The sequence below is a fragment of the Pseudomonas protegens genome (assembly GCF_013407925.2).
GTDB lineage: Bacteria > Pseudomonadota > Gammaproteobacteria > Pseudomonadales > Pseudomonadaceae > Aquipseudomonas > Aquipseudomonas fluorescens_AP.
In genome coordinates this window covers 300262-320254 of sequence record NZ_CP060201.1, presented here as the reverse complement: position 1 = coordinate 320254, position 19993 = coordinate 300262, and the positions used below count along the sequence as shown (strand labels likewise).

Sequence of the window (19993 nt, the reverse complement as noted above, 5' to 3'; positions counted from 1 at the left end):
GCGACGCTCTGTCCAATGGTTGAGAGCCAAGGAAGTATTCGATGCAGGAACGCAACCGCACCATCACCCTCTCCGGCGAACAGGCCCTGCAAGCCCTGGCAGAGCTGGAGTTCGTGTTGATCTCGCTGCACAAGATGGGCGCCTACTACAGGGATAAACCCGTGGCCGACTATCAGCGCGCCACCACCGATTTCATCGATAACCAGCAGGTCACCCAGCGCCTGGCCCAGGTGCGCAGGATTCTCAGCGAACCCTTCGACCGCACTCTGGGGGAGGACGACATGGACGACATCGAGCGTCATGTGCAAGGGCTCGAACTGTGGCGCCCCGAGTAACCGCGCGATCATTACCTGTCGTTTTTCAAGGAACCTGCCATGTCCCGCATCAGCCTCGCCACGGCGACCCCCAGCACCAGCCTGGCGCTGGTCAAATTTCTCCATCAGCGCCTGGGCCTGTCCCTGAGCGTTGCCCAGGGTTATCTGCGCCGTGGCGCCGAGGGCTTTTTCTACAGCGCCAAGCTGTTTCACAACGACCATGTAGAGCGCGAGCAGGAACTGCGCGACATCCTCGCTTTCTGCAACAACGCCCAGGTGCCGTTGCTGATTGTCGAAAGCGACCCCGATGAGGAGTGGAACGGGGTGGCGCCCGAACCGTTGCAGGACTGCACGATGCCCCAGGAGCACTTGTTCAACATGCTCCAGGCCTATGAAGCGGATTATCAATGCGGCCACGGAGCGGATCTCTAGCGCCCGGCTGGATGCGAGGTTTTCCTAAAGTTCTGGGCGCTGGGGTCGAGACGTAGGTGCTGTTCGTCTTTCAATAAGGATATTTCGTGTTCAAAACCCTCCTCGGGGCCGCCGCCCTTGTCGCCACCCTGGCGCTGACCGGCTGTGTCTCCTACAACGTTACCGGCCCGCTGGGCGCGCCGTTGCATCCCGCGCCCATCAGCAGCCCGCGCACCGCGCAAATCGCCGATGTACAGGTCAGCGCTCCCGGTATCGACGAAGCCACCCGCACCGCCATCAGCCGTTCGCTCACTGCCCAGCTGACCCCCTACGTCAAGAGTGCCGGCTACTTCCGCCAGCTCAGCGAATTCCCCACCCGCCTGGGCGAGGACGACGTGGTGCTGAAATTCAACATGACCTCGCTCAAGGGCCACCGCGCGCCGCATCCGGGCTACCTGCCCGGGGCCTTGCTGACCCTGACCGTGTGGATCTGGGTCAACGGTCCGATCTACGTCGATAGCTTCGACCTGGCCGGCGAGCTGTCGATCGTCGACCGCAACGGCCAGGAACTGGCCAGTGCCAAGGAGCAGCTCAAGTTCGAGCGCAACGTCGGCCTGTACGGTCGTGAGTACTGGGCCCCGACCCAGGGCGCCAAGCAGCTGAACGAACTGGTTGCCAAGCTGCTGGACAACGCCAGCGCCCGCTTGGCGCAACACTGAGATCAAGGAGAGACACATGTTGGCTTCCATCAAGCACCTCCTGGTGCTCGGCGCAGTGCTGCTCAGCGGCTGCGTGTCCTACTCGCAACACGAACTGAGCGCTGTCGGCACCTGGCCGCCGGCGGCACAGACCGCCGAGCAAAAGCCCAGCGCGTTTGTTCGCACCACCGCCATGTACCAGGTCAACGGCGGCCCGGCCAATGCCGCCGCCGGCGCGCCGGCGGCCGCCTGGGAAACCGTGGTGGCCGACACCTACCGCCAGTCCGGGCGCTTTGCCCGGGTCAGCACCGACAAGGTCGAGTCGGACCTGTACGCCGAAGCCACCCTGTACAACAACGAACAGTTCAGCATGGCCTCGGCCATCATCACCGGCGTCACCTTTTTCGTGATTCCGTCCACGGCCAAGAACACCTTCACCCTGGAGACGGTGTTCAAGGACAAGGACGGCAAGGAGCTGGGACGGATTCGCAAGAGCGAATCGGTGCGCACTTGGATGCAACTGCTGCTGATCGTTGCCGTTCCTTTCCAGGCGGATACCCGCGACGTGGTCCAGCAACTGGCCCGCAGCACCCTGGATGAAGCGGTGCAGCGCAAACTGCTGTAAGCCTCGCGCCGCCGGCAGGACGCAGACAAAAACGCCGCGGGCCCTGATCGGAGCCCGCGGCGTTTTTTTTTCGGATGCGGTTTATTTCAGCGCTGCGCCGCCCAGTAGGCATGCAGCGCGCGGGCGGCCGGTTCGATGGCCGCCACTTGCTGGCGATGCTGCTCCAGGTCCAGGTCGGCCGGCAGTTCGAAGTTGTCCTGTTCGGCGCAGTCGATGATCAACTGCAGCGCCCGGACCTGCGGCGCCGGCATCTCCGGCCAGTTGCCCACGGCCACCCCACGCAGGTAGCCGAAGCACCACTCTTCGGCCAGCAGCAGGTCCTGGCCCTGGTGCTCGGTCTGTTCGAAGCGCGCCTTGAACGCTTGCGGGGCCTGGGCCAATTGCGCGGCCAGGGTGTTGATGTGGCGCACGCACAGGTCGATGAACTGCCGGCATTGCTCCGGGGTTTCCCAGGCCGGGTTTTCGCCGCCCCAGATGCCCGGGAACCATTCGGCGATATCGACTTGAGCAGGGCCTGACACCAGCGCGGTGAAGTAACCGTCCAGCTCGCAGGGGTTGAGCACCGAGTGGTCGTCTCCGTACTGGAGCAGGGTGTCTTCGATCAGCTCGAAGTCGGCGGCGTTCAGTGGGGTGTTTTGCATGAGGGGAGTCCTGGAAAAAGCAGCGGCAAGTTTCCAGCTTTGAGCCACAAGCCGCAAGCCTGCTGCTTGTAGCTGAAACTTGCCGTCAGGTATCGCGCAGCAAGTCCTGGGCATCGAGCAGGCGGTAGGCGATTTCCGGGCGGTTCTCCATGGCCCGGCGAATGGCGGCCGGAATCGATTGCCGGGTCTTGCGGCACAGCCCGGGCAACTCGCCCAGGGTGATGGCGATGCCGCGCATGCTGCGCACTTCATTGTCGCTGGGGGTGATCTGCACCCGGATGCCGAGTTTCTCCAGCATCTGGCGCTGCATGTGTTCCAGGTCGGCCAGGTCCTTGAGGTTTTCCAGGCGTTGGAGCAGGCGTTTTTCCTCCTGGCGCGTGAGCAGGAGGATGCGCAGGTCGGCTCCCGGGGTGTCCAGCAACTGCTCGCGCTCGCAGATGCAGGCGCCGGGCGGACAGGGTTGGCGAAGGGCGGGGCTGGGGTTCATGGGCAACCATCATAGCGAGCCGGACGCGGCGCGCAGAGAAAAATGTGCACGAGTGCGCATCCGTTTCCTAGGCTTGTTCGTAGGATTGTTGCCTCGGCGGTAAAGGGGCGAGCTGATGAGCATGGAGATCCTCGACATGGAATCTTTGCAGCACCTGCCGCTGACCGCCGTCAGCGACGACTTGCAGTTATTGCCGCGCCTGCTGGCCGGCGAGCAGCGGGCCTTTCGCGAACTGGTCAGGCAGCATCAGGGCGCCATGCGCTCGGTGGCCCTGGCGATTGTCGGGCAGCGCCACGTCGATGACGTGGTGCAGGACGCCTGGCTGGCGATAGTGCGCAACCTTGGCGGTTTCCAGTGCCGCTCCAGCCTCAAGACCTGGATGCTGACCATCACCGCCAACGCGGCCAAGGGCTGCTACGTGCAGAACCGTCGCGAGGCGGGGCGCTTCGTGCGGCCGGCCCAGGCGGGCGACCAGCGCTTTGCCGAGGAGGGTGACTGGGCGCCGCCGCCGCTGGAGTGGCACGAAGACAGCCCGGAAGCCTTGCTGTGCGCCGAGCAACTGCGTGGCTGCCTGGAGCAGACGCTGAGCAGCCTGCCGCTGTTGCAACGCCGGGTCTTGTTGTCCCGTGAGCGCCAGGGCCACGCGCTTGAGGCCATCGGCGGGCGGTTGGGCATTTCGCGCAGTCATGTTCGCGTGCTGTTGCATCGCGCCCGCTTGCAGGTATTTGCTGCCCTGGAGCGCCATCAGGCGGGCGCCTTCGATCCTGTCGCGGTAGGGCATCGGCGGCGGGGCTCGACCGCCATCAAGGCGCCGACGTCCCGGCTGTTTTGAGGGGCTGGTGCGGAAAGGTCTGTAACGCTTGGCAATGGCTCACGATGGCGTCGGTATAGCGCTGGGCAATGCCTGGCGAGGCTGCCGTGGCTATGTAGCGATAGAGCGTGGTTAGCTGCTCCAAAGCTTCTGGTGCAAATTCGACGGTGTGCGTCATTAAGGTTTATTGCAGGCGTTCTGATGCTCTGCTGAGAGCCGAGCACGGACCTGATCGGCACTGAGTGTGCGTGAAGCGTCCGCTTTCAAGGCGTCGTAGGCTGTTGCCACCTGGCCGGAGAGCCAACTTTCCAAGGCTCGATCACGGGCCATCAGCGCCCGCAGGCCATCGCGTATGACTTCGCTTTCGCTGGCATATTCACCGCTAGCGACTTTGGCCTTTACCGCGTCGGCCATCAGGTTTGGCAGCGTGATGCTCAATTGTTGGGTGCTTCGCATGAGGAGCTTCTCCAGCTGAATAGGATTTAATCCTACCCTCGCGCCGAGCAAAATGCCTAGAACCCCTCATGCATGGGCTGTACCCGTCCGACTGAAGGTTGTACGCCTCTAGCTGCGACGTGCCATCAGCAGCACCGAGGCCGCCCCCGACAACAGCAGCGCGCAACCGCGATTGAACAGGCGCTTGCCGCGCGGTTCGGCGAACCAGCGGCGCATGTGCAGGCCCATGTAGGCGTAGGCGCAGATGGCGATCCACTCCAGGCCCAGGAACAGCGCGCCCAGCATCAGGAACTGCGGGCCCATCGGCTGCGCCGGATCGACGAATTGCGGCAGGAAGGCGGTGAAGATCAGGATCGCCTTGGGGTTGCCCGCCGCCACCAGGAACTCCTGGCGGGCCAGGGCCCAGAGGCCGGCGCGGGCCCTGTCCTCGCTGGCTTCAGTGCCGGGGTTGGCACGCCACAGTTGCCAGGCCAGGTACAGCAGATACCCCGCGCCGAGGATCTTGATCGCCTGGAACAACAGCTCCGAGGTCTGCAGGACCACCGCCAGGCCGGCGGCGGCCAGGGCGATCATGGCGGCGAACGCCAGCAGCCGGCCGGCACCCGCCAGGCAGGAGCGGCGATAGCCGTAGCGGGTGGCGTTGCTCACCGACAGCAGGTTGTTCGGGCCGGGGGCCATGTTCAGGGCAAAGCAGGCGGGGATGAACAGGCTCAGGGTGGCAAGGTCCATAAGCTCTCCGATCGGGCATGGGGGTGGTGCCCGCTGCATCGGCAGTCGCGGGATTGACCGGAACGCTGCGGGACGGGAGGGACAAAAATAGTGGCAGTGCCGGGGGCAGGGCAAGAGGGGCCGCGCATCCTCTCCCTGCCCGGGCAGGGAGAGGGCGCCTTGGCCTGGACTAAGGCCGGAACTGAGGCCTGAACTTAGCGGATCGAGAAGTACGGGTCCCAGGAGCAGTAGCCCAGCACCTTGTTGTCACGGTCGACAATCATGAAGGACCAGGTGTAGGTGACCCGGGTGCAGACGCGGGTGGCGTCGGCCTGCCAGTAGAAGGTCTTGACGTTCTGCGGGATCGGCTGACCGGCGGGGTTGTCCCGGTTGATGATGGGCAGTGGCGTGCTCGGCAGCACCGTCGGCACCACGTTGGTCAGGTAGGGGTTGGGGTCCTCGCTCAGTGGCGGGTGGGTCTGGGTGTACTGGTACAGGATCACCGAGTAGTACAGGCCCTTGGACAGGCTGGTGGCGCGCCAGCGCAACTGGTCGCCCTGACGCAGGTTGACCGCCAGCTCGGATCCGCCGTCGGCGCCATCGGCATTGCTGCGCCGCACCACCATGTAGACCACCAGGTCCGAGAGTCGGTTGTTGCCGTCGTAGATGTTGTAAAGCTGGGAAGGGTTGGAAGCGTCCTGGCTGAGTTTGAAGAGTCCCTGTTCGGCACTTTCGAGGATGGTGTCCACATCGATGGTGATGAGGATGTCCACTATGTTGTCGTTCATGTCCAGCTCCCTGCTGTCGCGTTAGAGGCCCGCAATGCCCAGGCAGGCCTGCGTTGGATTTCCATGGCGCGGCTACTGGGCATTGACGCTCGGGGCCTGGATGAACGGGCGTCGGGCGCGGTGCATTTGCCTGCAGTCGCGAGTGGAATCTAGATCCTCGATACGCTTAGTCAAATGCCCCCTGGCAAAAAAATACGCCGCAAGACGAGCGGTTGTGGACGCGGCTAGGCGCCTGGGATCGACTCGCCGTTCAAGTGCCGATCGAGCCACGGCGCGACTAGGGCCGCGTGGCTCAGGCCCAGGTCATGCCCGGCCCCGGGCACGATGCGCAGGCAGGCGTTGGGCAGCAGGGCGGCCAGACGCTGACCCACCGCCACCGGGCTGATGGGGTCGCAGTCGCCCCACAGCAGCAGAACCGGCATGCGCAGTTCCCCCAGGCGCGGGCCAAGGTCGCTGTGGTCGTCGACGAACCAGCGTGGCAGCTGCGGGTAGGCCGCGGCATAGTCGCCGCGCCAGTCGCTGGCGCCGAGCGCGCCCATGTCGACGCCGCCGGAGGTGACGCTCAACACCAGATGGGTGATCAGCGCCGGTCGCGCCAGGGCCGCGCGCACCGCGATGATGCCGCCCATGGACTGGGCCACCAGCGCGCTGGGCTGGTCGATGCGTTGCAGCACCAGCTCCACCAGATCGTCCATGCCCTGGACGTAAGCCCGGGCCGGGGTGTCGCCGAACCCCGGCCAGCCCAGGTGCGCCTGACGCGCCGGATGGCGCAACTGCCTAGCCAGGGGTTGCCAGAATTGACGGTTGCCCGAGGCGCCGGGCAGAAACAGCAGTTGTTGGGGGGCTTGGGGCATGGCAGCGCTCCGGGTCCATGGGCGGTGAATTGTACCCACCTGCGGGCAGGGGGCGCGCGGCGGTGCTAGAAAGTACGGTGCTGGGCTCTTGCGAGCAAGGGGCGCAGCAGGCGACAGCGGGGCAGCAGGCCGCCGCCCCGGGACCGGTTGCCAGGGTTTATCATGCTGCGCTGCTGCCCGTTGCCCGGCCGACAAGGAGCAGCCCTTTCGCCCACCGTGGAGGCGCCCGCCATGCCCGATCTGCAAAAGCCTGCTGCTATCCCTGAGTTCCCGGTGTGCCACGCCCGTGGCGGCACCTCCACCGGGCTGATCCTGGCTCGCGAAGCGCTGCCCCGGGACGAAGCCCTGGTGGAAGAACTGCTGCGCCACCTGATGGGCGTGCCTTTGCAGGGCGAGTGGCCGGGCAACACCCAGATCACCGGCCTGGGGCGCGGCGGGCCCACCAGCAACAAGGTGTTCATCGTCGAGCGCCGCCCCGACGAGACGCGGATGATCAGCACCCTGGCGCAGCTGGCGGCGGGCAAGAGCGCCATCGACTGGAGCGTCAACTGCGGCAACATGTCCGCGGCCCTGCCGTTGTACGCCCTGCAACGCGGCTGGCTGCAGCCCGGGGAGGGCGGCGGACAGATCGAGATCTTCAACAGCAACACCCAGACCACGATGTATGCGCGCCTGAGCCTGCGTGACGGCCGGCTGCTCAGCGACACGCGAATTCCCGGGGTCAACGGGGTGTTTCCCGGGGTCGACCTGTTTCTCGACAAACCGGTGGGCGCCAAGACCGGCGCGCTGTTTCCCACCTGGCAGCGGACCGACCTGCTGGATGGGATTGCCGCCACCTGCATCGACGTGGCGGTGCCCATGGTCATCCTGCGCGCGGCGGACCTGGGCAAGACCGGCGAGGAAAGCCCGGCCGAACTGGACGCCGACCCGCATTTCAAAAGCCGCCTGCTGGAGCTGATGGTGCAAGGCGGCCTGCTCATGGGCCTGCGCAAGCGCGACGGCCGCCTGATGAGCGCCGACGACCTGCGGCGCAGCGAAACCATTCCGAAGATCTGCATCGTCAGCTCGGCGCGCCACGGCGGGGATATCGCCACCCGCTACTTCACCCCGCAGAACGCCCACCCGTCCCTGGCGGTGTCCGGCGGTTGCTGCCTGGCGGCGGCCTGCCTGGCCGAAGGCACCGTGGCCCACGCCATGCTGGCGCGTGCGCCGCTGATAGGTGAAGCGAAGGGTGAATACCCGCTGGCGATTGAAAACCCCGCCGGGGTGCTGGAGACCCTGATCAATGCCCGGCAAGTGGCCGGGGAACTGCTGATCGATGGCGCCGCCTACCGGCGCAGCGCGCAGATCCTGTTGCAGGGCAGCACACCGCTGTACAACGCCTCGCCCGAACTGACCGCCGCCCTTGGTGCCTTGTAGCCACTGCCGCGGGCTCGCCGGCGCTCTCCCAACCGCCGAGGCCCCTTCGGTGCCTTGCGCAGCCTGCGGCAGCGGCTACAGAAGTGCCCGTGCCGCTAGCGCCTGCATTCGCTTCGTGTAGCCGCTGCCGAAGGCTGCGAACGAGCCGCAGGCTCGCCAGCGATCTCGCAAACCGATGGGGTCTTGCGCAGCTTCACCCGCAGCTCAGGCGGGGCCCTGAATGCCAAAGGCATATCAGCGATCCTCGCCGCCATCGGGAAGAAACGGCGGCACCTTCTGCCGCAACAACTGGATCAGCTCCGGGTCCATGAAGTCGTAATCATCGGCAATGTTCAGGCAGACAATCTGCTGGCTGTTCAACTGCGCCTTGAAGCGCTTGCGCAGTTTCTCTCGGTGGCGGGTTTCCATCACCACAATCAGCCCGGCCCATTGCACCAGCTCCGGGCCCAGGGGCACTTCGGCATCGTGATTGAGCCCCGCCGAAGCGGTTTCGATCCCCGGCCAGTCGGCAAACACCTGCTCGGCGGTGGGGCTGCGCAGCTTGTTCTGGCTGCAGACAAACAAGACATTGAGCATGGCGCCGAACTCCTTGGCAAAAGCCGCAGAGTCTCGGCGGCTTTTCAAGCAATGTCGAGCCTATTGTCCGCCCAGGGTCCGGCTAGCGCTCCCTGGGTAAAAACCTGCAACGGTCATGGATTTTTCCTGCCAGGGTCATCAAGCGAAGCTATTTTTACCTTCGCTTGCCCTTCACTACGCTTTTCAAACGCACATCTCGCCCAGGGCCCCAGTCGAGCGGCCGGGCAGGGATGATCGAAGGAGTGATCCATGTCTGATGAATCCAAGTGCCCGTTCAAACACACCGCCGGCCAAGGCACCAGCAACCGTGACTGGTGGCCCGGCCAACTGAACCTGAAGATCCTCCACCAACACTCGCACCTGTCCGACCCCATGGCCGAGGACTTCGACTACGCCGCCGAATTCAAGACCCTGGACCTGGCCGCGGTGAAGCGCGACCTGCTGGCCTTGATGACCGACTCCCAACCCTGGTGGCCGGCGGATTTTGGCCATTACGGCCCGCTGTTCATCCGCATGGCCTGGCACAGCGCCGGCACCTACCGCATCGCCGATGGCCGTGGCGGCGCCGGGGGCGGGCAGCAGCGCTTCGCCCCGCTCAACAGCTGGCCGGACAACGTCAGCCTGGACAAGGCGCGGCGGCTGATCTGGCCGATCAAGCAGAAGTACGGGCGCAAGATTTCCTGGGCCGACCTGATCATCCTCACCGGCAACGTCGCCCTGGAATCCATGGGCTTTAAAACCTTCGGCTTTGCCGGTGGCCGCCAAGATGTCTGGGAGCCGGAAGACAACGTCTACTGGGGCAGCGAAACCACCTGGCTCGGCGACCAGCGCTACAGCGGCGACCGCGAACTGGAGAACCCCCTGGGGGCGGTGCAGATGGGCCTGATCTACGTCAACCCGGAAGGCCCCAACGGCAACCCCGACCCGCTGGCGGCGGCCCGCGACATCCGCGAAACCTTCGCCCGCATGGCCATGGACGACGAAGAGACCGTGGCCCTGATCGCCGGCGGCCACACCTTCGGCAAGACCCACGGCGCCGGCCCGGCCAGCCACGTCGGCCCGGAGCCGGAAGCCGCCGGCCTGGAAGAACAGGGCCTGGGCTGGAAAAGCAGCTTCGGCACGGGCGTTGGTGGCGACGCCATCACCAGCGGCCTGGAAGTGATCTGGACCACCACCCCGACCCGCTGGAGCAACGACTTCTTCGACCACCTGTTCGGTTATGAATGGGAACTGACCACCAGTCCCGCCGGCGCCCACCAATGGCAACCCAAGGGCGGCGCCGGGGCCGGCAGCGTGCCGGACGCCCACGACCCGAATAAACGCCGCGCCCCGTCGATGCTCACCACCGACCTGTCGCTGCGCTTCGACCCGGCCTACGAGGCGATCTCCCGGCGCTTCCACCAGCACCCCGAGCAACTGGCCGAAGCCTTCTCCCGGGCCTGGTTCAAACTCACCCACCGCGACATGGGCCCGCGCGCCCGCTACCTGGGCCCGGAAGTGCCGGCCGAGGAACTGATCTGGCAAGACCCGATTCCGGCGGTGAACCACCCGCTGATCGACGCCCAGGACATCCAGCAGCTCAAGGGCCAGATCCTCAACTCCGGCCTGTCCGTGGCGCAACTGGTGTCCACCGCCTGGGCCTCGGCCTCGACCTTCCGCGGCTCGGACAAGCGCGGCGGTGCCAACGGCGCACGGATTCGCCTGGCCCCGCAAAAAGATTGGGAGGTCAACCAACCGCAGCAACTGGCCCAGGTGCTGCAAGGCCTGGAATCCGTGCAGAGCGCCTTCAACAGCGCGCAAAGCACTGGCAAGCGTGTATCCCTGGCGGACTTGATCGTCCTTGGCGGTTGCGCGGCGGTGGAGCTGGCGGCGAAAAATGCCGGCTACAGCATCAGCGTGCCCTTCGCCCCAGGGCGCATGGACGCCAGCCAGGAACAGACCGACGTCGAATCCTTCGCCGTGCTGGAACCGGTGGCCGATGGCTTCCGCAACTACCTCAAGCCGGTTTCCGGCGTCACCGCCGAAGCCCTGCTGGTGGACAGAGCACAACTGCTGACCCTCACCGCCCCGCAACTGACCGTGCTCCTGGGCGGCCTGCGGGTGCTGGGGGCCAACGTCGGGCAATCGCCCCACGGCGTATTCACCGCGCGCCCGGGCACCCTGAGCAACGACTTCTTCGTCAACCTGCTGGACATGGGCACCCAATGGAAACCCCAGTCCGAGGCCCGCGACCTGTACGAGGGCAGCGACCGCGCCACTGGGCAATACAAATGGAGCGGTACTCGGGTCGACCTGCTGCTGGGTTCCAACTCGCAACTGCGGGCCCTGGCCGAGGTGTATGCAGCGGCGGATGCGGGGGAGAAGTTCGTGAAGGACTTTGTCGCCGCCTGGGACAAAGTCATGAACCTGGACCGGTTCGATCTGCACTGAGAGGTTTGCACAGCGGATAAAACCGCAACGCCTCACAAGGGACTCAAGCGGATGTTGTGGCGAGGGAGCTTGCTCCCGCTGGGCTGCGAAGCAGCCCCAAAAACGCCACCTCCCAAGTGAAGCATTCCCAGCAACGCGGTCGCCGCCATCTGGCCGCGACCGCCCTTGAATCAGCGGGCGCTGTACCCTCAGCGCCCGCCCAACCCCTTACTGGGCCTTGAGGTAGTCATTGAGAAACGCCTGGGCATCGCCATAGCTGGACAGGTTGCTGTCATAACCCACCTTCAGCGGCTTGGCCTCACCCGGCAGATGCAGCTCGCCATAGCCTTCCTGAAGCAGCAGCACCACGAACTTCTGCCCGTCCACCTGAGTGAAGTAACGGGTGTCGCGGTCGGTTTGCTCCACGTTCATTTTCTGAATGCGCATGTTCCAGTCATGGTCGGCGTCTTCCACCTGCACCAACGCCTGATTGGCGCTGCGCTCACCGATGCGCAAGGTCCAGACCTTCACCCCGTGCGGCCCGGTGTAGGCCAGGATCTTGTCCGCCACCTGTGGCCGTTCCTCGGCCTGGGCCAGCCCGACTCCCAGTACCCACGCCATGACCCACGCGGCCGCCCAACGGTAATAAAGCTGCATCCTTCTAGCTCCTGAATATGAAAAAGGGCGGTTATTGAAGCCGACCCGTGCGGCGCTGCCAAGCACCCAAGGCAACAGGCGGGATAAAAAAAACCGGCGCACACGCTGGACTCACCCGCCACCGACCTGTCGCGAACAGCACACTCTTTGCGCCCTCGGCTAAATACAGGTCGCAAGCGTGGCAAGGCAAAACGTCGCCACCGGTAGTCTAGGACCACCACCCGGGAGACTTTCAATGATTCGACGCGCGTGCTTGGCCGCTCTATTGACCATGACTGCCGCAACCGCCTTTGGCGGCCCTGGCTACGATCATCTCTATGCGTTCGGTGACAGCTACTCTGACAATGGCGCGGGTGAAACCTTCACCCGAACCATGGCCGCGCAGAAGGTCAAAGATGCACAGGAGCTGCCCGGTTCGTTGTATTGGCAGGGACGCTGGAGCAATGGTCCCACCGCGGTCGAGCACTTGGCGCAGGCCTTGAAAATCCCCTTGACCGACTACGCCATTGGCGGCGCCAAAAGCGGCAACGGCAACTACTACGCCTGGATGCAGCCCTCTCGCGACACTGGGGTTTTCGGGCAAATCGCCGATCACCTGAAAGCCGCTAAAACACACAAGGCGGATCCGGATGCGCTGTATTTCATTTTCATCTCAGCCAACGACTTTTTTGAATGGGCCGACTTCGCGCACCCAGAAACGATCGACGTGCTTGGCCAGAACAGCGTGGCGAACATACAGAAGAGCACCGAGACGCTGATCGCCGCAGGGGCGAAGCACCTGATGGTGGTGGGGACCACGGATTTGAGCCATGTACCGGCTGTGGTGCAGGGCAATCAAGTCAAGAACGCAACGCACTACCAGCAGATACTCGAACAAAAACTGCCCGCCGTGCTGACAACACTGGCTAACGCCCATCACGTGAGTATTGGCTACTTCGACCATCTGGCCTTCAGCAACACGCTTCGCGCGGCCCCCGAGGTGGCGGGCCTGAAGGACCTGGATACCCCGTGCCAAGCCACCTACCCGGACGTCAAACCCGTGTGTGCGGATCCGGATAGCCATTACTACTGGGATGAATGGCACCCGACCCGCAAAGTCCACAGCCTGGCCGCCGAGGCGATGCTTGAAACGCTGAAAGCGAGCCGTTGAGGTTCGCTATCCGCCCATAGCCGGTCAGCACTGCCCGGCTATGGACGCCAAAGATTGTCATGGCAGTTGCTCGGACACCCTTGCCCTTGTCGTTGAGAACCGCACGCTGCATTCACGGAACGCTTAGCGACATGTGACCTTGTCGGCACCCTGGGGGAGACGCCGGCAACGAGTTCTCCAGTGGTGTGGAGGACATGGGGCTGGCTGCACTCTTGAGGTCGTTGTTTGGGCTTAAACCCGATAAAGTGACCCGCCTCAAAGCGCCTAACGCACAAGCCGCGCCCCGATTCAAAGGCTGCATTTTCAGGATGAATACCCCTATGAGCCAACTCACCGCACTGATCGCCCAAGCCCGAGCCGGGCTGTCGGTCCAGCAAAACATTCCCCAGGAACGCTGGGAGGCCATCGCCACCCAGTGCGGTGCGGCGGAAATCGCCGAGATCAAAACCCGCATCGCCTCACTCAAGGCAGACAGGGAAGCCGTCGAAGACTGGGACGGCGACACCCGCGATGACCTGTATTTCACCATAGCCGACTTCACCCGCCTGCTGGAACTGGCCAGCGCCCACGCACAAGGTGAATGAACATGCCGATTGACCGCACAACGGATTATTTCGAGAGCAGCGAAGGCGCCGTGCGCCTATGGATAGAGCAGGACAGTGCCATTCATCTCAAGGCCATCAGCCCGCACAACGACCCGGTGGAACTGACGGCAGAACAGGCCCTGGAACTGGCCCAGGCACTGCAACGTCTGGCCAGCCGCCTGGCCGACTGAATGAGCGCCACGCTTTGGCTGACGCACCCCTCGCGCCCGAGCCCACTCAGACAAAATCCGCGGGTTCGAAGCGCTCGCTGGTGTCCATGCGGATAGCACGCAGGCCCAGCGTCTGCAGATGGGGCTCATACAGCCCCAGGGCGCAATAACTGATCAGCAAGCTGCGACGGCGCGCACCACTGGGGTTCAGACTGGCCCCATGCACCAGATCGGCATCGAACAGCAGTACGTCCCCCGCATTGCCCGCCAGTTGCACCACCCGGGATTCATCACTGAAATCAAAGGGTGCCAACCGCTCCCCGGGGCGATGACTGCCGGGCACGATGCGCGTCGCGCCATTGGCCGGCCCATAGTCATCGAGATAGACCAGCGCCGTGACCCGGTCACCGAGACGCTGCTCCGACAGATCCCGGTGCAATACCTGATGACCGCCCCCCGCCAACGGCTCGCGGCCCTCCACCTGAGCCAGAAAAAAGCCTTCCCCGATCAACTCCCCGGCCACCGCCAACAGCGCCGGCAAGCGACACACCGCCTGCACCCGTGCACCCAGATCCACCAGCGCATGACGCCAATCGTGGCCCCGAGGCACCGGCCATTGCTCGGGCGCAATCACCCCTGCCTCGAAAGTGGCCTGCAGCTCATCCAGCCAGTCGGCGGGCACCGCCTGACGCAGCAACAGGTAACCGTTTTGATGGAGGTGTTCGCGGTCGATCATGAGGGGGCAGATGTCCTTATCCGGGGTGGGGGAGAGCATAACGGCTCGCTAATCCGAGCGACATAACCGGCTACGGTTTAGCGGTTGCCGGACCCTGAGCAGAGCGCCTAGTCTGCTGCGGTCGCTGCAAAATCAGCGACCGGGCCTGAGAACCCGGTAAGATGCAGGCGCACAAGCGCCCGCCCATGAATGCAGGCGCATTTTTGTGCCCGTCTGTTCGTGTTATGGCGGCTGTGCGTGGGAGACCTTCGGGTCTGCCGGGTTCCTGTATCTCCGGTTTCTCAGCCCGCGCACAGCTGCCACCCACTCGCCTGAGAACGAAGGTGGCAGCTCTCATTACCGATATGGGAGTTTCAATCATGTACGCCCGTAATCTGTGTGGATCTTCCCTTCGTAACACCCGTCTCCTGGCTGTTGTAGGAGGTGTCCGATGAGCACTTCAGCTTCAGTCAAGACACTGGGTTTCGTCACCTTTGGCAGTTGTGCCGATCCTGAACTAGAGCTGTTTCGCGTGAATGCTGACGTGCCTTTGGAGCTTGCGTTGGAGTACGCCTCTACTTTGCTGTACTACGCCAAGAAACTTGCACTTGATGCCGCTATGGAAGAGCAGGGGGAACGCTATGCTTGGGCCTCGCACTTTTTGGCGGAGATGGGTAAGGCGGTGATTGATGATGTGTGTTTGGGGTTGGGGGGAAGAGGGGCTGAGGGAGGGGCTCTGAGTTAGGGCAGCATCGCATGAAGTTGAGAGAGACACCGCTTATCGCTGCTTGATAAGCGGTGTCTCTGTTACTTGAGAGGGTGTTTTCGATCCAAAGCTGCCCTTCGCCACGAGCCGCTAGCTACAGCTACACATTGCGGTAATCGAAGCACGCTAGGGCATATCCAGCGAAGCTCATTTCGGATTAAATTCTCCTATTGATACGCTTTCGGTAGAAATGGACTACATCCGTTAAAGGATACGAGGCTAACCCCACATGACGATCGAGCACCATCTTACCCAAATTCTAAAAGACCGAGCTGCTGGAGCATTTCTTTTCATCGGCTCAGGTTTTTCTCGCCGGTATATTGGACTGGAAAGCTGGGAAGGCCTTCTATCCCGATTTTGTGAAATGGGGAAACCATATGAATTTTATCGAGGAAGTGCCGATGGCAATACGCCTGTCGCTGCCAAAATTCTAGCAAACGATTTTCATAATTACTGGTGGGGTTCGCCAACTTATTCAGAAAGTGTCAGCCTGAATAAAGACAAGATAAAAGACAGTAGTTCTGCACTGCGAATTGAAATCTGTAACTACCTAGCTAAGCTAGACCCTAGCGCAGCACTCAATGACGGCTACAGGGAGGAGGTAGAACTATTATCAAGCCTAAATGTCGACGGTATCATAACCACGAATTGGGATCTTTTTTTAGAGGAGCTCTTTCCAGACTACAAGGTTTTTATTGGGCAAAATGAATTGCTGTTCTCCAATCCCCAGGAAATATGCGAAATCTATAAGATTCATGGGTGTGCCACTGAGCCACAATCACTCGTACTTACGTCTGACGATTACACCACCTTTAATGAACGCAACGCTTACCTTGCCGCTAAACTGATCACCGTATTTGTGGAGCATCCTGTAATTTTCTTGGGCTACTCACTATCCGACCCTAATATAACAGGCTTGTTACGTGCTATTTCTCTTTGTATCGGCGAGGACCAAATTGAGCAACTACGTAGCAATTTAATTTTCGTCCAACGCCCTAAAAACGGCGAGAGCCCTGGTGTATCGGATACGTACCTCACAATAGATAAAGTTCAAATTCCTCTGATTCTTGTCAAGACAGACGATTTTACCGAAGTTTATAAAGCACTTTCAGCAACTCGAAGAAAGATCCCCGCACGAGTTCTCCGCTACTGCAAAGAGCAACTCTACGAATTGGTTCGCTCTCTTGAGCCAGAAAAGAAGCTATGCGTTGTAGGTATAGATGAAATTGAGAACAAAGAAGATGTTGAGTTTATCGTTGGTGTCGGGCTAGCCGCAGGCGAACCAAGCGAAATCGCCAAGGTTGGCTATGATGCACCTGAAGTGCGGGATTTGATCCATGATGCACTATTCGAAGATCGTAACTATGACCCTGCACAGATTCTCCATTCAACAATTCCGCGGGCTGGGCGGAACACTCCTTATGTTCCTGTTTACAAGTATCTGAGAGAAATAGGGATCACTAATGAGGAGAGCTATAAAGCTAGTGAGCTCAGGCTAAACAAGTGGGCCAAATATAATCGTGAAAATTTACGTCTAAAAACCTTCAAGTCTGCCTTCACTAAACGCCAAGGGCAGACCATGGAAGAAATAATCAAAGGCTGCCCGCCTGAAAGTGCTGCAACATTAATCCCCTTCCTGCCTGAGGATCAGATCAACCTAGATCAACTCAGAGATTTTTTGGTCGCCAACGAAGATAAATTTGAAAGCCACCCCTATGCCTCATATTTTAAAAAATTAGTTTCATTATATGATCGCCTCAAGTGGGGTTGGTAAAGGTGACTTGCATCTATCTATAAAACAGCCTTCTGCTGCTCAGGTATTTTGAGTTGGCCGTGCGTGTGTGACCTCGCCCATGGCGAGCACGAATCACCAAGAGTATTGGTGATGCGTCAGAAGACGCAGCGGCCAGTGCAGTTTGAGATCACCGAACAAACACGGTTTGCTATCGCGGCCTGGATATGTCAGGCCCAAGTCCGCAGCGAGGACTGCCTTTTTTCGAGCCAACTGCATACCTCAGACCATCTATCCACACGTCAATATGCTCGGATTGTCAAAGGCTGGGTGGAGGCCGTTGGCCTAGATCTAGCTATGTATGGCACTCACACAATGAGGTGTACGAAGGCATTGCTGATCTATCGCAGGAGGCAGAATCTGCGAGCAGTTCAAGTGCTATTGGCCATAAGAAGCTGGAGAGCACCGTTCGATATCTGGGAATTAAAGTTGATGACGCCCTGGAGATGGCGGAACGACTGAGGTTTGAATATGTATAGCGACGGTCGAGGCCGGCCGTCGCTAGCCTGCCATTAGTGGGCGGTGGATGGTCGAGGGACGAGGGGACAAACCGGTTAAAGCTTGTCCTCAAGTTTTCTGCAAAGAACTGTGCGTGGCCGATCGCAAGGGAAGATCCTAGCCTTTGTCGTTTCTACAGACAAATTTAAGGCGTATCTAGCATTAAATTGACTCAGCGCCGGGGCTCCGTTCACCTATTAGTTCAACCTGTTGATGGTAAGGAGTGGCTGGCGCCGCCCGTCGGCTGTCTTGAACAGGGGAGTTACCATAGCCTCCCCATTTACGTCATGGAAAAGTTTCATAGCCGGCTCGATAGTCTCCAAAAATTGTGCTAGGAATAGCAAATGGCCATGCAGTCCTTCAGTCGGTGTTAATTAATTGTGGGGAGAACCAATGAAGTACAGGGAAAGTAATTTAGATAAGAAATTACGAAATTGGTTCTGCAAGGATAATACCAAAGCCTTACTTCGGAGTATTCAAATCTCAACGGGCGGCATTCGCGGGCTGACGTCATTCAAGGTGAATTTCGACTACCCGATAACTGCGTTTGCCGGAGTTAATGGGTCCGGGAAGTCAACTATGCTGGCGCTCGCCGCTTGTGCTTATCATAACAAGCTGGATGGTTTTAAACTTCCAAAGCGAAGTAGGAGCTATTACACTTTTTCTGATTTTTTTGTGCAGCACTCGGAGGAAATTGCTCCTCCTGGAGTAGAGATCTGGTATAGCTTTGCTCACAATAATTGGAAAAGTGCGCCTGATGGGATCGCGTCCCAAGTAAGAAAGAAAAAGGCAGGTGGGAAATGGAACGACTATGACATCAGAGTAAAACGGACGGTAGTTTTTTTGGGTATTGAACGAATTGTCCCTCACGCTGAACGTAGTCAATCAAGATCTTATTCGCGAGCCTTTAAAGATTTGAGAGTTCACGGCTGGGAGCAGCAGGTTAAAGACGCTGTTGGTTATATCCTTGGTAAACGTTACGATGATTATCGACAGTTAGAGTACAGAAAATACGGTCTTCCGATTGTTAAGGTTGGTGATGTAGTTTACTCTGGCTTCAATATGGGCGCAGGTGAAAACGCGCTTTTTTATATTTTTTCTACCATATATGCTTCTGGCGAGGGAGCTTTGTTGGTTCTTGATGAAATTGAGCTTGGTCTACATGCAAGAGCTCAAAGGTTGTTTATGGAGCGTCTTAAAGAAGTATGTATGAGTACGGGGACTCAAGTTATATGCACCACGCACTCAAAGCAAATATTTCAATGTTTGCCTGATGATGCCAGGTTTTTTATTGAAAGAGCCGGGCTTAAGACAAAAATAACTCCCGGTATATCAGCGGAATTTGCGTTCTCAAAAATGGGAGCTATTGGTGAGAAAGAACTTGAGATATTTGTTGAGGATCCAGTTGCAAAAGTTATAATTGAAACAATTTTAAATGGAGGCGTACGCAGTCGAATAAATATCACTCGGATAGGCTCCGCCGCTGCAGTAGCTCGCCAGTTAGCAGCAAATTTTTTGAGAGATGAGAGTGCAAATATATTGGCTATATATGATGCTGATCAGAAAAAATTGCAGGCGAAGAATATCGAGCACGCCAAAAACATGGCAGAGAGGAAAGATGTTGATATTAATAATTGGTTGCTTGCGCGCACAGGTTATCTTCCTGGCGACACATGGCCAGAAGCCTGGCTTTTGCAAAAGTGTAGCGAAATCCCGCACGAACTAGGAGTTGAGCTAGGCGTTGAACCTCAGCGCGCTACCGAAATCGTCGAATACGCATTACAGGCAGGTAAGCATGAAGAATTTGTCGAAGTGGGTGAGCAAGTAAATCTAGATCCTGAACGTTGTTTAATACTGGTCTGCGGTATTGTTTATAAAAATTTTCCTGAAGAGTTTGACGACTTAAAAAATAAGATATCACGCATGTTGCCTTAAGCTTTTTAGCGCAAAGCTCGAAAAATCGATTGGCAGTAAATCCGCTGCTGGCCGGTAGCAGCCGTTCGGTTAACCCCACTCAACATCCCCCTCAAAACGTCGGCGGCGTTATCACCCACAACACCACCGCATCCTCCTCCCCAGGATTCCCATACTTATGCGGTTCCTGGCTGGAGAAGCTAAAGCTATCCCCCTCACTCAGCTGAAAATACCGTTCCCCCACCCACAGCTCAAAACTCCCCGACAGCACATACCCGGCTTCTTCCCCCTCATGGCTGTAACTCTCCTTGCTGTACGTCCCCGGCGGAAAGCGTGAGTGCAAAAACTCCAGCTGCCGGGTCGGTTGCGGGGTCAGCAGTTGATCGATAATCCCGTTCTCATAATTCACCTGCAGCCGCTGTTTCTTGCGCACCACATAGCCCTGATCCTCGGGCGCGGTCTGGGTTTCGCTGGCGAAGAACCATTGGATGTTCACGCCCAGGCTGCAGGCGAAGTTAAATAGTTCGGTGTGGGGGGAGGTTGCGTTCCA

Annotated in this window: 23 protein-coding genes and 2 pseudogenes; 14 read left to right on the top strand and 11 right to left on the bottom strand. The window is 60.0% G+C overall.

All coding sequences use genetic code 11. The annotated features are described in order from the left end of the window. The first annotated feature begins 41 nt into the window (after positions 1 to 41). The 4 genes from GGI48_RS01435 to GGI48_RS01420 all read left to right on the top strand — a co-directional run bounded on the left by GGI48_RS01435 (position 42) and on the right by GGI48_RS01420 (position 2048). Positions 42 to 335 (top strand): hypothetical protein, encoded by a 294-nt coding sequence (locus GGI48_RS01435; protein WP_016965765.1) that lies wholly within the window; start codon positions 42 to 44, stop codon positions 333 to 335. A gap of 39 nt (positions 336 to 374) precedes the next feature. Then, positions 375 to 746 carry a hypothetical protein gene (locus GGI48_RS01430; RefSeq protein ID WP_179596505.1) on the top strand — a complete coding sequence of 124 codons (372 nt, stop codon included), beginning with the start codon at positions 375 to 377 and terminating at the stop codon, positions 744 to 746. 86 nt (positions 747 to 832) lie between these two features. Then, entirely contained in the window at positions 833 to 1444 is a 612-nt protein-coding gene (locus tag GGI48_RS01425) for a hypothetical protein (RefSeq protein ID WP_047304037.1), read from the top strand. Between the two features lie 16 nt (positions 1445 to 1460). Next, on the top strand, positions 1461 to 2048 hold the full coding sequence (locus GGI48_RS01420; RefSeq protein ID WP_016965769.1) for a hypothetical protein: 588 nt from the start codon (positions 1461 to 1463) through the stop codon (positions 2046 to 2048). An 86-nt stretch (positions 2049 to 2134) separates the two neighbouring features. On the opposite strand, the gene GGI48_RS01415 is transcribed toward GGI48_RS01420, so the two are convergent. Both GGI48_RS01415 and GGI48_RS01410 read right to left on the bottom strand, forming a co-directional pair. Next, a complete protein-coding gene (locus GGI48_RS01415) occupies positions 2135 to 2689 on the bottom strand; it encodes a UPF0149 family protein (protein ID WP_179596503.1) in 555 nt (184 codons plus the stop codon). 85 nt (positions 2690 to 2774) lie between these two features. Further along, complete coding sequence (locus tag GGI48_RS01410) at positions 2775 to 3176, bottom strand: hypothetical protein (protein ID WP_103741986.1); 402 nt, start codon at positions 3174 to 3176, stop codon at positions 2775 to 2777. Between the two features lie 115 nt (positions 3177 to 3291). On the opposite strand from GGI48_RS01410, the gene GGI48_RS01405 reads away from it, so the two are divergent. Continuing rightward, positions 3292 to 4008: an RNA polymerase sigma factor gene (locus tag GGI48_RS01405; protein ID WP_409565337.1), complete on the top strand. Its 717-nt coding sequence runs from the start codon at positions 3292 to 3294 to the stop codon at positions 4006 to 4008. Here GGI48_RS01405 and GGI48_RS01400 read toward each other — a convergent pair. The 5 genes from GGI48_RS01400 to GGI48_RS01380 all read right to left on the bottom strand — a co-directional run bounded on the left by GGI48_RS01400 (position 3980) and on the right by GGI48_RS01380 (position 6793). Further along, the gene (locus GGI48_RS01400) at positions 3980 to 4165 is read right to left on the bottom strand and encodes a type II toxin-antitoxin system RelE/ParE family toxin (RefSeq protein ID WP_179596501.1); all 186 of its coding nucleotides are present in this window, start codon (positions 4163 to 4165) and stop codon (positions 3980 to 3982) included. The genes GGI48_RS01405 and GGI48_RS01400 overlap by 29 nt on opposite strands. Further along, on the bottom strand, positions 4165 to 4443 hold the full coding sequence (locus GGI48_RS01395; protein WP_047304071.1) for a type II toxin-antitoxin system ParD family antitoxin: 279 nt from the start codon (positions 4441 to 4443) through the stop codon (positions 4165 to 4167). Before GGI48_RS01395 ends, GGI48_RS01400 begins: the two co-directional genes overlap by 1 nt. A 108-nt stretch (positions 4444 to 4551) precedes the next feature. Continuing rightward, positions 4552 to 5172 (bottom strand): LysE family translocator, encoded by a 621-nt coding sequence (locus GGI48_RS01390; protein WP_179596499.1) that lies wholly within the window; start codon positions 5170 to 5172, stop codon positions 4552 to 4554. Positions 5173 to 5366: 194 nt separating this feature from the next. After that, entirely contained in the window at positions 5367 to 5939 is a 573-nt protein-coding gene (locus GGI48_RS01385; RefSeq protein ID WP_179596497.1) for an AidA/PixA family protein, read from the bottom strand. A gap of 224 nt (positions 5940 to 6163) precedes the next feature. After that, positions 6164 to 6793, bottom strand: coding sequence for an alpha/beta fold hydrolase (locus tag GGI48_RS01380; RefSeq protein WP_179596495.1), 630 nt, complete (start codon positions 6791 to 6793; stop codon positions 6164 to 6166). Positions 6794 to 7024: 231 nt separating this feature from the next. On the opposite strand from GGI48_RS01380, the gene GGI48_RS01375 reads away from it, so the two are divergent. Next, positions 7025 to 8212: a PrpF domain-containing protein gene (locus GGI48_RS01375; RefSeq protein WP_179596493.1), complete on the top strand. Its 1188-nt coding sequence runs from the start codon at positions 7025 to 7027 to the stop codon at positions 8210 to 8212. Positions 8213 to 8446: 234 nt separating this feature from the next. On the opposite strand, the gene GGI48_RS01370 is transcribed toward GGI48_RS01375, so the two are convergent. Then, entirely contained in the window at positions 8447 to 8788 is a 342-nt protein-coding gene (locus GGI48_RS01370; protein WP_179596491.1) for a low molecular weight protein tyrosine phosphatase family protein, read from the bottom strand. 249 nt (positions 8789 to 9037) lie between these two features. Between GGI48_RS01370 and katG the strand changes: the two genes are divergently transcribed. After that, positions 9038 to 11218, top strand: a complete 2181-nt coding sequence (katG, locus tag GGI48_RS01365; protein WP_179596489.1) for a catalase/peroxidase HPI — start codon at positions 9038 to 9040, stop codon at positions 11216 to 11218. A 207-nt stretch (positions 11219 to 11425) separates the two neighbouring features. Here the strand turns inward: katG and GGI48_RS01360 are convergent, their stop codons facing one another. Continuing rightward, entirely contained in the window at positions 11426 to 11854 is a 429-nt protein-coding gene (locus tag GGI48_RS01360) for a hypothetical protein (protein ID WP_179596487.1), read from the bottom strand. 235 nt (positions 11855 to 12089) lie between these two features. Here GGI48_RS01360 and GGI48_RS01355 point away from each other — a divergent pair, with 235 nt between their 5' ends. The 3 genes from GGI48_RS01355 to GGI48_RS01345 all read left to right on the top strand — a co-directional run bounded on the left by GGI48_RS01355 (position 12090) and on the right by GGI48_RS01345 (position 13779). Continuing rightward, positions 12090 to 13004, top strand: a complete 915-nt coding sequence (locus GGI48_RS01355; protein WP_179596485.1) for an SGNH/GDSL hydrolase family protein — start codon at positions 12090 to 12092, stop codon at positions 13002 to 13004. A 320-nt stretch (positions 13005 to 13324) separates the two neighbouring features. Continuing rightward, positions 13325 to 13588, top strand: a complete 264-nt coding sequence (locus GGI48_RS01350) for a hypothetical protein (protein ID WP_179596483.1) — start codon at positions 13325 to 13327, stop codon at positions 13586 to 13588. Between the two features lie 2 nt (positions 13589 to 13590). Continuing rightward, positions 13591 to 13779: a DUF6360 family protein gene (locus GGI48_RS01345; RefSeq protein WP_260620598.1), complete on the top strand. Its 189-nt coding sequence runs from the start codon at positions 13591 to 13593 to the stop codon at positions 13777 to 13779. 46 nt (positions 13780 to 13825) lie between these two features. On the opposite strand, the gene GGI48_RS01340 is transcribed toward GGI48_RS01345, so the two are convergent. Then, complete coding sequence (locus tag GGI48_RS01340) at positions 13826 to 14494, bottom strand: phytanoyl-CoA dioxygenase family protein (RefSeq protein WP_179601868.1); 669 nt, start codon at positions 14492 to 14494, stop codon at positions 13826 to 13828. Positions 14495 to 14924: 430 nt separating this feature from the next. Here GGI48_RS01340 and GGI48_RS01335 point away from each other — a divergent pair, with 430 nt between their 5' ends. The 4 genes and pseudogenes from GGI48_RS01335 (at position 14925) to GGI48_RS01320 (ending at position 19464) form a co-directional block, all read left to right on the top strand. Further along, positions 14925 to 15218, top strand: a complete 294-nt coding sequence (locus GGI48_RS01335; protein ID WP_179596479.1) for a DUF3077 domain-containing protein — start codon at positions 14925 to 14927, stop codon at positions 15216 to 15218. Between the two features lie 250 nt (positions 15219 to 15468). Further along, entirely contained in the window at positions 15469 to 17013 is a 1545-nt protein-coding gene (locus tag GGI48_RS01330) for an SIR2 family protein (RefSeq protein WP_179596477.1), read from the top strand. 63 nt (positions 17014 to 17076) lie between these two features. Next, positions 17077 to 17510: pseudogene (locus GGI48_RS01325) on the top strand (tyrosine-type recombinase/integrase); the annotation flags it as partial. A 412-nt stretch (positions 17511 to 17922) separates the two neighbouring features. Next, positions 17923 to 19464, top strand: coding sequence for an AAA family ATPase (locus GGI48_RS01320; protein ID WP_179596475.1), 1542 nt, complete (start codon positions 17923 to 17925; stop codon positions 19462 to 19464). Between the two features lie 91 nt (positions 19465 to 19555). Here the strand turns inward: GGI48_RS01320 and GGI48_RS01315 are convergent. Beyond that, positions 19556 to 19966, bottom strand: a pseudogene (locus GGI48_RS01315) (cupin domain-containing protein); the annotation flags it as partial. Positions 19967 to 19993: the final 27 nt, after the last annotated feature.

Bases quoted from the DNA above. Each gene is read 5' to 3' on its own strand.
- GGI48_RS01320 (WP_179596475.1), top strand. From the start codon at position 17,923: ATGAAGTACAGGGAAAGTAATTTAGATAAGAAATTACGAAATTGGTTC.
- GGI48_RS01395 (WP_047304071.1), bottom strand. From the start codon at position 4,443: ATGCGAAGCACCCAACAATTGAGCATCACGCTGCCAAACCTGATGGCC.
- GGI48_RS01420 (WP_016965769.1), top strand. From the start codon at position 1,461: ATGTTGGCTTCCATCAAGCACCTCCTGGTGCTCGGCGCAGTGCTGCTC.
- katG (WP_179596489.1), top strand. From the start codon at position 9,038: ATGTCTGATGAATCCAAGTGCCCGTTCAAACACACCGCCGGCCAAGGC.
- GGI48_RS01335 (WP_179596479.1), top strand. From the start codon at position 14,925: ATGAGCACTTCAGCTTCAGTCAAGACACTGGGTTTCGTCACCTTTGGC.
- GGI48_RS01385 (WP_179596497.1), bottom strand. From the start codon at position 5,939: ATGAACGACAACATAGTGGACATCCTCATCACCATCGATGTGGACACC.
- GGI48_RS01410 (WP_103741986.1), bottom strand. From the start codon at position 3,176: ATGAACCCCAGCCCCGCCCTTCGCCAACCCTGTCCGCCCGGCGCCTGC.
- GGI48_RS01370 (WP_179596491.1), bottom strand. From the start codon at position 8,788: ATGCTCAATGTCTTGTTTGTCTGCAGCCAGAACAAGCTGCGCAGCCCC.
- GGI48_RS01430 (WP_179596505.1), top strand. From the start codon at position 375: ATGTCCCGCATCAGCCTCGCCACGGCGACCCCCAGCACCAGCCTGGCG.
- GGI48_RS01415 (WP_179596503.1), bottom strand. From the start codon at position 2,689: ATGCAAAACACCCCACTGAACGCCGCCGACTTCGAGCTGATCGAAGAC.
- GGI48_RS01345 (WP_260620598.1), top strand. From the start codon at position 13,591: ATGCCGATTGACCGCACAACGGATTATTTCGAGAGCAGCGAAGGCGCC.
- GGI48_RS01435 (WP_016965765.1), top strand. From the start codon at position 42: ATGCAGGAACGCAACCGCACCATCACCCTCTCCGGCGAACAGGCCCTG.
- GGI48_RS01380 (WP_179596495.1), bottom strand. From the start codon at position 6,793: ATGCCCCAAGCCCCCCAACAACTGCTGTTTCTGCCCGGCGCCTCGGGC.
- GGI48_RS01340 (WP_179601868.1), bottom strand. From the start codon at position 14,494: ATGATCGACCGCGAACACCTCCATCAAAACGGTTACCTGTTGCTGCGT.
- GGI48_RS01400 (WP_179596501.1), bottom strand. From the start codon at position 4,165: ATGACGCACACCGTCGAATTTGCACCAGAAGCTTTGGAGCAGCTAACC.
- GGI48_RS01330 (WP_179596477.1), top strand. From the start codon at position 15,469: ATGACGATCGAGCACCATCTTACCCAAATTCTAAAAGACCGAGCTGCT.
- GGI48_RS01390 (WP_179596499.1), bottom strand. From the start codon at position 5,172: ATGGACCTTGCCACCCTGAGCCTGTTCATCCCCGCCTGCTTTGCCCTG.
- GGI48_RS01405 (WP_409565337.1), top strand. From the start codon at position 3,292: ATGAGCATGGAGATCCTCGACATGGAATCTTTGCAGCACCTGCCGCTG.
- GGI48_RS01375 (WP_179596493.1), top strand. From the start codon at position 7,025: ATGCCCGATCTGCAAAAGCCTGCTGCTATCCCTGAGTTCCCGGTGTGC.
- GGI48_RS01350 (WP_179596483.1), top strand. From the start codon at position 13,325: ATGAGCCAACTCACCGCACTGATCGCCCAAGCCCGAGCCGGGCTGTCG.
- GGI48_RS01360 (WP_179596487.1), bottom strand. From the start codon at position 11,854: ATGCAGCTTTATTACCGTTGGGCGGCCGCGTGGGTCATGGCGTGGGTA.
- GGI48_RS01355 (WP_179596485.1), top strand. From the start codon at position 12,090: ATGATTCGACGCGCGTGCTTGGCCGCTCTATTGACCATGACTGCCGCA.